Consider the following 12,531-nt stretch of genomic DNA (forward strand, 5'->3'; position numbering starts at 1 on the left):
GTGCGGCTCAAGTGCATCAAACTGGCGGGATTCAAATCCTTCGTCGACCCGACCACGGTGAACTTCCCCAGTAACATGGCGGCAGTCGTCGGGCCGAACGGTTGCGGCAAGTCGAACATCATCGACGCCGTACGCTGGGTGATGGGCGAGAGTTCGGCGAAGAACCTGCGTGGCGAGTCGATGACCGACGTCATCTTCAACGGCTCAACCAGCCGCAAACCGGTGAGTCAGGCCAGCATCGAGCTGGTCTTCGATAACTCCGACGGCACGCTGCTGGGCGAGTACGCGGCCTACGCGGAAATCTCGATTCGCCGCAAAGTCACCCGCGACAGCCAGACCACGTATTACCTCAACGGCACCAAATGCCGGCGTCGCGATATCACCGATATCTTCCTCGGCACCGGTCTGGGCCCGCGCAGTTATTCGATCATCGAGCAGGGGATGATCTCCAAGCTGATCGAATCCAAACCTGAAGACCTGCGTAACTTCATCGAAGAAGCGGCCGGCATCTCGAAATATAAAGAGCGCCGCCGCGAGACCGAAAACCGCATCCGCCGCACTCACGAAAACCTCGCGCGTCTGACTGACCTGCGTGATGAGCTCGAGCGTCAACTTGAGCGCCTGCACCGTCAGGCCGAAGCGGCGAAGAAGTATCAGGAATTCAAAGCCGAAGAACGCCAGCTGAAGGCGCAACTGTCGGCCTTGCGCTGGCAGGATCTCAACGATCAGGTCGGCCAGCGCGAGTCGATCATCGGCACGCAGGAAGTCAGTTTCGAAGCGCTGGTCGCCGAACAGCGCAATGCCGACGCGGCTATCGAGCGCTTGCGCGACGGTCACCATGACCTGTCCGAGCGCTTCAATCTGGTGCAGGGGCGCTTCTATTCGGTCGGCGGCGACATCGCCCGGGTCGAGCAAAGTATCCAGCACGGCCAGCAGCGTCTGCGGCAGTTGCAGGACGATCTGAAAGAAGCCGAGCGCGCCCGCCTCGAAACCGAATCGCACCTGGGCCACGACCGCACGTTGCTGCTGACCCTCGGCGAAGAGCTGGACATGCTCACCCCTGAGCAGGAAGTCACCAGCGCTGCCGCTGAAGAAGCCGCTGCTGCGCTGGAAGATTCCGAATCGGTCATGCACGGCTGGCAGGAGCAGTGGGACGCCTTCAACCTGACCGCCGCCGAACCGCGCCGTCAGGCCGAAGTGCAGCAATCGCGCATCCAGCAGCTGGAAACCAGCATGGAGCGGCTGGCTGACCGGCAAAAGCGTCTTGGCGAAGAGCGCGCGTTGCTCTCGGCCGACCCGGAAGATGCGGCGATCATGGAGCTCAACGAGCAGCTCGCCGAGTCCGAAGCGACCCTCGAAGATTTGCAGACCAGCGAAGAAGCGCAGGTCGAAAAACTCGAACAACTGCGACAGGAATTGCAGCAGGCGTTGACCGCGCAACAACAGGCACAGGGCGATTTGCAGCGCCTCAATGGTCGTCTCGCATCCCTTGAAGCCTTGCAGCAAGCCGCGCTCGACCCGGGCACCGGCACTGCCGAGTGGCTGAAGGAACACAACCTCGCCGAGCGTCCGCGCCTGGCCGAAGGCCTGAAGGTTGAGGCCGGTTGGGAACTGGCGGTGGAAACCGTGCTCGGCGCCGATCTGCAAGCGGTGCTGGTCGACGACTTCAGCGGCTTCGATTTGTCCGGATTCACCCAAGGCGATTTGCGCCTGCTCAGCCCGGCCAGCGATGGCGTGCGCGTCGCCGGCAGCTTGCTCGATAAGGTCGATGCGCAAATCGATCTGTCACCGTGGCTCGGTCAGGTCAAACCGGTCGACAGCCTCGAGCAGGCCTTGGCCTTGCGCGGGCAATTGAGCGCCGGCGAGAGCCTGATCAGCCGTGACGGTTACTGGGTCGGTCGGCACTTTTTACGCGTGCGTCGAGCCAGCGAAGCGGAAAGCGGCATGCTCGCCCGGGGCCAGGAAATCGAAGCGCTGCACCTCGAGCGCGAAGAGAAAGAAGCCACAGTCGAGGCCATGGAAACCCGTCTGCAAACCCTGCGCGCGCAACAGCGTCAGCAGGAAAACGGCCGCGAACATTTGCGTCGTTTGCTGCAAGACGAAGCGCGCCAGCAAGGCGAGTTGAAAGCACAGCTGTCCGCTGGCAAAGCCAAGGCCGAACAGTTGACGTTGCGTCGTACCCGTCTTGATGAAGAGCTGGTCGAACTCGGCGAGCAACGCGAACTCGAGCACGAACAGATCGGCGAAGCGCGCATGCAATTGCAGGACGCGCTGGACGCCATGGCGCTGGACACCGAGCAGCGCGAATTGCTGTTGGCCCAACGTGACAGTCTGCGCGAACGCCTTGACCGGGTGCGTCAGGAAGCACGGCAGCACAAGGATCACGCCCATCAATTAGCCGTACGCCTCGGCTCGTTGCGCGCGCAGCACGACTCCACGCGTCAGGCGCTGGAGCGTCTGGAAATGCAGGCCGAGCGCCTCACTGAAAAGCGCGAACAGTTGAGTCTGAATCTGGAGGAGGGCGAGGCACCGCTGGAAGAGCTGCGCCTGAAACTCGAAGAGTTGCTCGATAAGCGCATGACCGTCGACGAAGAACTCAAGACCGCGCAGATCGCCCTCGAAGACGCCGACCGCGAATTGCGCGACGCGGAAAAGCGCCGGACTCAGGCTGAGCAGCAATCGCAGTTGATTCGTGGCCAGCTCGAACAGCAACGCATGGAATGGCAAGCCCTGACCGTGCGCCGCAAGGCTCTACAGGATCAATTGCTCGAAGACGGCTACGATCTCAACGGCGTGCTCGCGACATTAACCGCGCAAGCCAGTGAACGCGAAGCCGAAGAAGAACTCGAACGCATCAACGCGCGAATTCAGCGCCTGGGTGCGATCAACCTCGCCGCCATCGACGAATACACGCAACAATCCGAGCGTAAACGTTATCTGGATGCGCAGGACGCCGATCTGGTCGAAGCACTGGAGACCCTGGAAAACGTCATTCGCAAGATCGACAAGGAAACCCGTAATCGCTTCAAAGATACCTTTGATCAGATCAATGGCGGTTTACAGGCACTTTTTCCAAAAGTTTTCGGTGGTGGACGGGCGTATTTGGAACTGACGGGCGAAGATCTACTCGATACAGGGGTAACGATCATGGCGCAGCCGCCAGGGAAGAAGAACAGCACCATCCATTTGCTCTCCGGTGGGGAAAAAGCCCTGACCGCGCTGGCACTGGTTTTTGCCATCTTCAAATTGAACCCGGCGCCGTTCTGCATGCTCGATGAGGTTGACGCGCCACTGGATGACGCTAACGTTGGACGCTACGCACGCTTGGTCAAAGAGATGTCGCAGACCGTGCAGTTCATCTATATCACCCACAACAAGATCGCCATGGAAATGGCCGAGCAGTTGATGGGCGTGACGATGCATGAACCGGGTTGTTCGCGACTGGTAGCCGTGGATGTCGAGGAGGCGATGGCGATGGTGGACGCCTAGCGGCGCAGCTTCGAGCGACAAGCTTTGAGCTACAAGCTAGAAGCTTAGGGCTCGAAGCCTGAGCGAAGCGAGCCCACAATTTGCGCAGCGATTTCGACAGACGGTGTAAAGTTGTCTTTGGTCGTGCTAGTTTAATGTCAATTTTTCGTATACGTGGGCAAAACGCCTGTCAGAACATAGAGTTGGCGCCACGTTTTAAAGCGGTTTGCACAATGTAAACCCCTTATTTTTCAGCATTTTTTATAGAGGCACGGGATTACATGGAAATCGGTCTGCGCGAGTGGCTGATCGTCATCGGCATCATTGTGATAGCCGGTATTCTTTTCGATGGCTGGCGCCGTATGCGCGGCGGCAAGGGAAAACTGAAATTCCGTCTTGATCGAAGTCTGTCCAACCTGCCGGACGAGGACACCAGCGCTGAGCTGTTGGGCCCGGCTCGCGTGCTGGATACACATAAAGAGCCGCAACTGGACGAACACGATCTGCCATCGGTAAGCATGCCGGCCCGCGAAGCACGCGAGCCTCGCGAATCTGGTTCGAAACGTGGCAAGCGCGGCAGCAACGGTCCGGCGCAGGGCGACCTGAACCTCGACCTGGATCTGGACGGCGGCCCGAGCTTCAGCAGCCGTGACGACGATTTCGCTGAAGACAGCAAGCCGTCGCCGGCGGTGGTCGACAAGGATCAGCCACAAGCTGAAGAAGTGCTGGTGATCAGCGTGATCTGCCGTGACGCTGCTGGCTTCAAAGGCCCGGCGCTGTTGCAGAACATTCTCGAAAGCGGTCTGCGTTTCGGCGAGATGGATATTTTCCACCGCCACGAAAGCATGGCCGGCAACGGTGAAGTGCTGTTCTCCATGGCCAACGCGGTCAAACCGGGCATCTTTGATCTGGACGACATCGACCATTTCAGCACCCCGGCGGTGAGCTTCTTCCTCGGCCTGCCAGGCCCGCGCCATCCGAAGCAAGCCTTCGACGTGATGGTGGCTGCAGCCCGCAAGCTGTCGCAGGAACTGAACGGCGAGCTGAAAGATGACCAGCGCAGTGTTTTGACCGCGCAGACCATCGAGCACTACCGTCAGCGCATCGTTGAGTTCGAACGTCGCGCCCTGACCCAGAAGCGCTAAGGCCAAGATCAAAAGATCGCAGCCTCGTTTCACTCGACAGCTCCTACAGGAATGCGATTTCTGTAGGAGTTGCCGAAGGCTGCGATCTTTGCTTCTGCTGCCACAGATAGATGAATTAGAGCAGCCTCGGCTGCTCTTTTGCTTTATGAGAGAACACCCATGACCGCCGCCAAAAACCGCATTCTCGAGCTGCGCGCTGAACTCGATCAGCACAACTACCGTTACCACGTCCTCGACGAGCCGAGCATTCCGGATGCCGAGTACGACCGGTTGTTCCACGAGCTCAAGGCGCTGGAAGCGGCCAACCCGGAACTGATCACCAGCGACTCGCCAACCCAGCGCGTCGGCAGCGTGGCGCTGACAGCGTTCACCCAGGTGCGTCACGAAGTGCCGATGCTCAGCCTCGGCAACGCTTTCGAAGAAAGTGACATGCGCGAGTTCGATCGCCGCGTCACCGAAGGTCTGGATTTGCCGGCCGGCGATCTGTTCGGCGGCGGCGCGGCGGTGGAATACAGCTGCGAGCCGAAACTCGATGGCCTGGCGGTCAGCCTGCTTTATCAGGACGGCGTGCTGGTGCGCGGCGCCACACGCGGCGACGGCGCCACTGGCGAAGACATCAGCGTCAACGTGCGCACCGTGCGCAACATTCCGCTGAAGCTGCACGGCGAAGGCTGGCCGGCGACGCTGGAAGTGCGCGGTGAAGTGTTCATGTCCAAGGCCGGTTTCGAGCGCCTCAACGCCTCGCAACTGGAAGTCGGCGGCAAGACTTTCGCCAACCCGCGCAACGCTGCCGCCGGCAGTTTGCGTCAGCTCGATTCGAAGATCACCGCCAACCGTCCGCTGGAATTCTGCTGCTATGGCATCGGCCAGGTTTCCCACGACATTTCCGATACGCACATCGGCAACCTCAAGCAGTTGCAGCAGTGGGGCATGCCGATCAGTCACGAGCTGAAACTGGCGAAGGGCATCGGCGAATGCCTGGACTACTACCGCGACATCGGCGAGCGCCGTAACTCGCTGGCTTATGAAATCGACGGCGTGGTGTTCAAGGTCAACAGCATTGCCGATCAGCGCGAACTGGGTTTCCGCGCCCGCGAGCCGCGCTGGGCGATCGCGCACAAATTCCCGGCAATGGAAGAGCTCACCGAGTTGCTCGACGTGGAGTTTCAGGTCGGCCGTACTGGCGCTGTTACTCCGGTGGCGCGTCTGAAGCCGGTAAAAGTTGCCGGCGTCACCGTGGCCAACGCCACGTTGCATAACATGGATGAAGTTGCGCGTCTGGGCCTGATGATCGGTGACACCGTGATCATCCGCCGCGCCGGTGATGTGATTCCGCAAGTGGTGCAAGTGGTCATGGATCGCCGTCCGGAAAACGCGCGCGCGGTGCAGATTCCCGAGAGCTGCCCGGTTTGCGGTTCGCACGTCGAGCGTACGCAACTGATCAAGCGCAGCAAGGGCAAGGAAACCGTCAGCGAAGGCGCGGTGTATCGCTGCGTCGGGCGCCTTGCCTGTGGTGCCCAACTCAAGCAGGCGATCATTCACTTCGTCTCGCGCCGGGCGATGGACATCGAAGGTCTGGGCGACAAGAGTGTCGAGCAACTGGTCGACGAGGGTCTGGTCAGTTCGCCGGCCGATCTGTATGCGCTGAAGTTCGACGACATCGTTGATCTGGAAGGCTTTGCCGAGGTGTCGAGCAATAAGCTGCTCGCGGCCATCGAAGACAGCAAGAAACCGGGGCTGGCGCGCTTCATCTATGCACTTGGCATTCCCGATGTCGGCGAAGAGACCGCCAAGGTGCTGGCGCGCTCGCTGGGTTCGCTGGAGCGCGTGCAGCAGGCGCTGCCGCAAGTGCTGACCTACCTGCCGGATGTCGGGCTGGAAGTGGCGCACGAGATTCACAGCTTCTTTGAAGATGCGCATAACCAGCAGGTGATTACCGAACTGCTGGGGCATGGTCTGCAGATTCAGGATCAGGGTGAGCTGGGCGCCGAGTTTGCCGCCAGCACCACGCTGGGTGGCTTCCTCGACAAGCTGCATATTCCTTCGGTCGGCCCCGGTGGCGCACAGAAACTGGCGGACAAGTTCGGCTCGCTGGAAGCGGTGATGGATGCGGACTGGCTGGACATGCGTCAGGCCTTGCCGGAGAAGCAGGCAAATTCGGTTCGCGAGTTTTTTGCTGTTCCGCAGCATCGTCAGTTAGCCGAGGACTCCGAAAAGCAACTGCGCGATTTCGGCATGCACTGGCAGAGCGAGAAGAAAGTCGTCGAAGGTTTGCCGCTGTCCGGCGAGACTTGGGTGCTGACCGGCAAGGTTGAGTTGATGAGCCGTGATGTCGCCAAGGAACACCTGGAAAGCCTGGGCGCCAAGGTTGCCGGTTCCGTGTCGGCGAAGACTCATTGTGTGGTCGCGGGGCCGGGTGCCGGTTCCAAATTGACCAAGGCCAATGAGCTGGGTGTGAAGGTGATGGACGAAGAAACTTTCATCGCCTTCCTCAAAACCCACGGCGTCGCCGTTTAAGATCAAAAGATCGCAGCCTGCGGCAGCTCCTACAGGGCTAGTGTTCCACCACGATAGCGCGGGTGTCCACTGAACTCCTGTAGGAGCTGCCGAAGGCTGCGATCTTTTGATTTATCCCAAGCAAAGCGCGGGAACGATGTTGTCATGGGAATGATCTAGTCTTGGCAAGCCCCAGGGAGAGATCGCCATGCACCGCTTTTTCGAGCAGCTCAGTTCCCGCATCATCGCGCCGTTCATGGGCGAATCCTCACGCAACAGCAAAGTCTGGCCGTGCCGCTGCGGCCAGTCGCTGTTCTTTCGCAACAGCCAGTGCCTGGCGTGTAATGCCCTGCTTGGTTATCAACCCGAAGAAAGTCGCCTGACCTCGCTGCAACCGGGGCCATACGCGGGCACCTGGACGCTCGACGCCGATCCCGACTCGGGACTGTTCCGCCGCTGCGCCAACCTCGACACAGCCGCCGCGTGCAACTGGCTGCTGCCGGCCAACGATCACGACAGCCTGTGCATCGCTTGCAGCCTCAATCGCACCATCCCCGACCTGTCCGCCCCGGACAATCCCGAACGCTGGCGCAAGGTCGAAATTGCCAAGCGTCGACTGGTCGCGCAACTGATCACCCTCGGCCTGCAAGTCATCCCGAAAACCGTCGATGAAGACACCGGGTTGGCCTTCGACTTCATTGGCGTCGACCTCGAAGGCAATGCACCAATGACCGGCCACGCCAACGGCCTGATCACCCTCGACATCAAGGAAGCCGACGATGCTCACCGTGAGCAGGTGAGGGCGGCGATGCACGAACCCTATCGCACGCTGCTCGGGCATTTCCGTCATGAGGTCGGCCATTATTACTGGGATCGCCTGATCGCCAACGGTCCATGGCTCGGCTCATTCCGCAACCTGTTCGGCGACGAACGCGCCAGTTACGCCGAGGCGCTTGATCGCCACTATCAGCAAGGCGCACCGCTCGATTGGCCGCAACAATACGTCAGCGCCTACGCCACCATGCACCCTTGGGAAGACTGGGCGGAAACCTGGGCGCATTACCTGCACATGATGGACGCCGTGGACACGGCGCTGGGCTTCGGCATGAGCGCGCGGGAAATGGATTTTGATTACCAGCCGTTTCCGACCAGCACGCTGTATGACCCGGAACATCCCGGTGGCGAGGCGTTTCTGTCATTCGTCAACGCGTGGATCGAACTGGCCGGCATGCTCAATGAGCTGTCACGGAGCATGGGCCAGCCGGATTTCTACCCGTTCGTGCTGCCGGCGCCGGCGATTGCCAAGCTGCACTTCATTCATCTGGTGATCCAGCAAGCGGGCGGCAGGGCGGATGAGGTTCTGGCCCTCTAGAAGCTGCCGCAGGCTGCGATCTTTATGTCCTTGAACCCGTTCATATTTTTAATCTGCAACCAACGGTTGTAACTTCGTCTCAGATAGGTACAATGGCGCGGCTCGCCGACAGGCAAGCGTCGTTATGGTGACCCCATCGGTCCCCCCGCAACGATTACCCGTGAACCTGGTCAGAGCCGGAAGGCAGCAGCCACAGCGGGAACATTGTGTGCCGGGGTGTGGCTGGTGGGGTTACCACCTTAACGAACAATCGAACGCTTCAACCAGAACTGCATGGGTTTCGCCCACTGCGGTTTTTTTGTGCCTGCGATTTGGCCAGCTCCCTGAGTCAACTGTGGGAGCGAGCCTGCTCGCGAAGGCGTCAGACCTGCCAGAGATGAGTTGACTGAGACACCGCTTTCGCGAGCAGGCTCGCTCTCACAGGGGTTATGGGGTGGCTTCGGAGGACCCGGTATAGAGCCGGATAATCTGATCAATCTCCCCCGACATTTTCATCCGCAACAACGTGCGCAAAATCCGCTGCACCGGCACCTTTGGGTCATTCCGCACATAACAGCCGACCTTTTGCTCCTGCAAAACTGCTACCCCTTGCAGTTGCTGCGCGGGCATCAATCGCTGATTGAACCAGTCCAGCGTCCAATGATTACTCACCGCATAGCGATAACGGCCGGCCAGCAGTTTCTCCAGCACCTGCTCCTGATTCCGCGCATCTTCACGTTGCAGCCGATCAGCATCAAACAGCGGTTGCAGAGTGGGGTAGCTGTAGCCGAGGACGGTGCCGATGGATTGGCGGGGTAAATGCGCGGGGACGACACTGGCAGGTTGATCCTTGCGGCTGATCAACAGATCGCGCTGGAAGAACAACGGCAGACTCCAGATGTAATCCCCCGACTGATTCGGCAGCCACGACTGCGCGGCATAGCAGCGCACATCAATCTCGCCGTGTTCCATCGCGCTCTGCACGCGGGCGCGGGGCAGGACGTGAAATTGCGCCGGTACGCCGACCTGCGTGGCCAGGCTGAGCATCAGGTCGTAAAGAATGCCCTGCGTCGGTCGGCCGCGTTCGTATTGCACCATCGGCATCGCCCAGCTGTCGGGCATGGCGAAGCGCAACGGGGTTTCCGCTGCCGTCACATTCAGGCTGATTCCCAGCAACGCCCCCACGGCCCACCGCATAAACGCTCCGGTAATTCCCGATCCCGAGCCGATAAAAGCCTCTGCTGATGCAGCTTAGCCATATTAGACGAGGACACCGGATGCAATTTTGCCCTTGCTCCGCTAGCATTAGCCGCTTCAGCTTCCTTCGTTGCGACGGTTTTCGATGAGTTATCAGGTTCTTGCACGTAAATGGCGTCCGCGCTCGTTCCGCGAAATGGTCGGCCAGACCCATGTGCTCAAGGCTCTGATCAATGCCTTGGACAGCCAACGGCTGCACCATGCGTACCTGTTTACCGGTACGCGTGGGGTGGGTAAAACCACGATTGCGCGGATCATTGCCAAATGCCTGAACTGTGAGACAGGTATCACTTCCAGCCCCTGCGGCGAGTGCTCGGTATGCCGTGAGATCGACGAAGGCCGTTTCGTCGACCTGATCGAGATCGACGCCGCGAGCCGCACCAAGGTCGAAGACACCCGCGAGCTGCTCGACAACGTGCAGTACGCGCCAAGCCGTGGGCGCTTCAAGGTCTACCTGATCGACGAAGTGCACATGCTTTCCAGCCATTCCTTCAATGCACTGCTGAAAACCCTCGAAGAGCCACCGCCGTACGTCAAGTTCATCCTCGCGACCACTGATCCGCAGAAACTTCCGGCAACGATTTTGTCGCGCTGCCTGCAGTTCTCGCTGAAGAACATGACGCCGGAACGTGTGGTCGAGCATTTGACCCACGTACTGACCGCCGAAAACGTGCCGTTCGAAGACGATGCACTGTGGTTGCTCGGTCGCGCCGCTGACGGTTCGATGCGTGACGCCATGAGCCTGACCGATCAGGCCATCGCTTTCGGTGAAGGCAAGGTTCTCGCTACCGACGTGCGGGCGATGCTCGGCACGCTGGATCACGGTCAGGTCTACGACGTCCTGCATTCGTTGATCGAAGGCGACGCCAAGGCGTTGCTCGAAGCCGTGCGTCACCTGGCTGAACAAGGCCCGGACTGGAACGGCGTGCTCTCGGAAATTCTCAACGTGCTGCACCGCGTGGCCATCGCTCAGGCGTTACCGGAAGGTGTCGACAACGGGCACGGCGATCGCGATCGCGTGTTGGCATTGGCGCAGGCCTTGCCGGCCGAAGATGTGCAGTTCTATTACCAGATGGGCCTGATCGGCCGGCGAGATTTACCGCTGGCGCCGGATCCGCGCGGCGGGTTCGAAATGGTCCTGCTGCGGATGCTCGCCTTCCGGCCCGCTGATACGGCGGACGCCCCGAGGCAACCGCTAAAGCCAGTGGGGATCAGCCAGGCCACAGTTGATTCCGCAAACTCTGTGGCTGCCGCGCCTGAACCTGCGCCGGTAGTTGCTGCGGCGGTTGCGCCGGCTCCCGTTCCAGCGCCGATACCCGTCGCTGCACCCGCGCCGGCTCCCGAGCCCGCGCCGGTTGCTCCTGTTGCCGCGCCAGAACCTGAGCCAGCGCCTGTCGTCGCTGAAGAAGTCGTCGACCTGCCGTGGAATGACCCGGTGGAACCCGAGGCCGAGCCCGAACCTGCACAGCAACCCGCCGTCGAACCCGTGCTGGAAACCACCGCCGAGCAACCCGAGTTGCCGCCGATGCCGTTGCCGACCCCGGACAGCGTCGTCCCGGAGGCGCCTGAGTGGGCTGCCGCGCCGATCCCCGAACCATCTGTCGCCGAGGTCGATGCCGCCACGCCAGGCGTGGACATGGACGACGAGCCGCCGCTGGACGAGGACTACATCGAGCCGGATATGGATTCGGCCTACAGCTACCTCGACGAACTGGCCAGTGAGCACGCCGCCGAACCTGCCCCGGAACCCGAGCCCGAACCGGCTGCAGCACCGGCCACAGGTCTGGCGTTGCAATGGCTTGAGCTGTTCCCGAAACTGCCGATCTCCGGCATGACCGGCAGCATCGCCGCCAACTGCACGCTGATTGCGGTCGATGGCGATCATTGGCTGATGCACCTCGACCCGGCGCACAGCGCACTGTTCAACGCCACGCAGCAGCGACGTCTCAACGATGCGTTGAACCAGTTCCACGGCCGCACGCTGAGCCTGACCATCGAACTGATCAAGCCCGAGCAGGAAACCCCGGCCCAGGCCGCGTCCCGTCGCCGCGCCAACCGTCAGCGCGAGGCGGAGGAATCGATCCACGGTGATCCGTTCATCCAGCAGATGGTTCAGCAGTTCGGCGCGGTAGTGCGACACGATACTATTGAACCTGTCGACGCCTTGGTCGCCCAAGGCTAATAACTGAAGGTGCCCGGCCTCGCTTGCCGGGCGCTGTTTTGATCCAAGTACTTTTGAGGTGATTCCCATGATGAAAGGTGGCATGGCCGGCCTGATGAAGCAGGCGCAGCAGATGCAGGAAAAAATGGCCAAGATGCAGGAAGAACTGGCCAACGCCGAAGTCACCGGTAAGGCCGGCGGCGATATGGTCACCGTGGTGATGACCGGTCGTCACGACGTCAAAAGCGTGAGCATCGACCCAAGCCTGGTCGAAGGCATGAGCGAAGACGACAAAGAGATGCTGGAAGCGGTTATCGCCTCTGCCGTCAACGACGCTGTGCGCAAGATCGAAAAGAACAGCCAGGACAAAATGGGCAACATGACCGCCGGCATGAACCTGCCTGCCGGTATGAAACTGCCATTCTGATTCGCCATTCGGCGGCAGATGAGCTACATAAAATGCCAGGCATTGCGCCTGGCATTTTTGTTTCTGCTTCATTAACACCGCATCCTGTAGGAGCTGTCGAGTGAAACGAGGCTGCGATCTTTTGATTCTGTTGTTTTGCAAGCAAGATCAAAAGATCGCAGCGTTCCGCAGCTCCTACATGAATGTGGTGCGTGCGAAACATCGAACGCCCCATCGCCTCAACGGT

General features: G+C 60.3%; 7 protein-coding genes and 1 other RNA gene. 7 read left to right on the forward strand and 1 reads right to left on the reverse strand.

Annotation, left to right across the window (positions count from 1 at the left end):
* The 5 genes from smc to ffs all read left to right on the forward strand — a co-directional run bounded on the left by smc (position 1) and on the right by ffs (position 8,712).
* Positions 1–3,489 carry a chromosome segregation protein SMC gene (smc, locus tag HU718_RS10280; RefSeq protein ID WP_186613686.1) on the forward strand — a complete coding sequence of 1,163 codons (3,489 nt, stop codon included), beginning with the start codon at positions 1–3 and terminating at the stop codon, positions 3,487–3,489.
* Between the two features lie 260 nt (positions 3,490–3,749).
* Positions 3,750–4,613: a cell division protein ZipA gene (zipA, locus tag HU718_RS10285; RefSeq protein ID WP_038365417.1), complete on the forward strand. Its 864-nt coding sequence runs from the start codon at positions 3,750–3,752 to the stop codon at positions 4,611–4,613.
* A 159-nt stretch (positions 4,614–4,772) separates the two neighbouring features.
* Positions 4,773–7,130, forward strand: coding sequence for an NAD-dependent DNA ligase LigA (gene ligA / locus HU718_RS10290; protein WP_150729745.1), 2,358 nt, complete (start codon positions 4,773–4,775; stop codon positions 7,128–7,130).
* A 187-nt stretch (positions 7,131–7,317) separates the two neighbouring features.
* The gene (locus tag HU718_RS10295) at positions 7,318–8,481 is read left to right on the forward strand and encodes a zinc-binding metallopeptidase family protein (RefSeq protein ID WP_186613684.1); all 1,164 of its coding nucleotides are present in this window, start codon (positions 7,318–7,320) and stop codon (positions 8,479–8,481) included.
* Between the two features lie 134 nt (positions 8,482–8,615).
* An RNA gene (gene ffs / locus HU718_RS10300) (signal recognition particle sRNA small type) lies at positions 8,616–8,712 on the forward strand.
* A gap of 195 nt (positions 8,713–8,907) precedes the next feature.
* Here the strand turns inward: ffs and HU718_RS10305 are convergent.
* Positions 8,908–9,657: a substrate-binding periplasmic protein gene (locus HU718_RS10305; RefSeq protein WP_186613682.1), complete on the reverse strand. Its 750-nt coding sequence runs from the start codon at positions 9,655–9,657 to the stop codon at positions 8,908–8,910.
* Positions 9,658–9,802: 145 nt separating this feature from the next.
* Between HU718_RS10305 and dnaX the strand changes: the two genes are divergently transcribed.
* Positions 9,803–11,899, forward strand: coding sequence for a DNA polymerase III subunit gamma/tau (gene dnaX, locus HU718_RS10310; protein WP_186613680.1), 2,097 nt, complete (start codon positions 9,803–9,805; stop codon positions 11,897–11,899).
* A gap of 67 nt (positions 11,900–11,966) precedes the next feature.
* Complete coding sequence (locus HU718_RS10315) at positions 11,967–12,305, forward strand: YbaB/EbfC family nucleoid-associated protein (RefSeq protein ID WP_016984747.1); 339 nt, start codon at positions 11,967–11,969, stop codon at positions 12,303–12,305.
* The last annotated feature ends 226 nt before the right edge of the window (positions 12,306–12,531 follow it).

Source organism: Pseudomonas tensinigenes (assembly GCF_014268445.2).
GTDB classification, from domain to species: Bacteria; Pseudomonadota; Gammaproteobacteria; order Pseudomonadales; family Pseudomonadaceae; genus Aquipseudomonas; species Aquipseudomonas tensinigenes.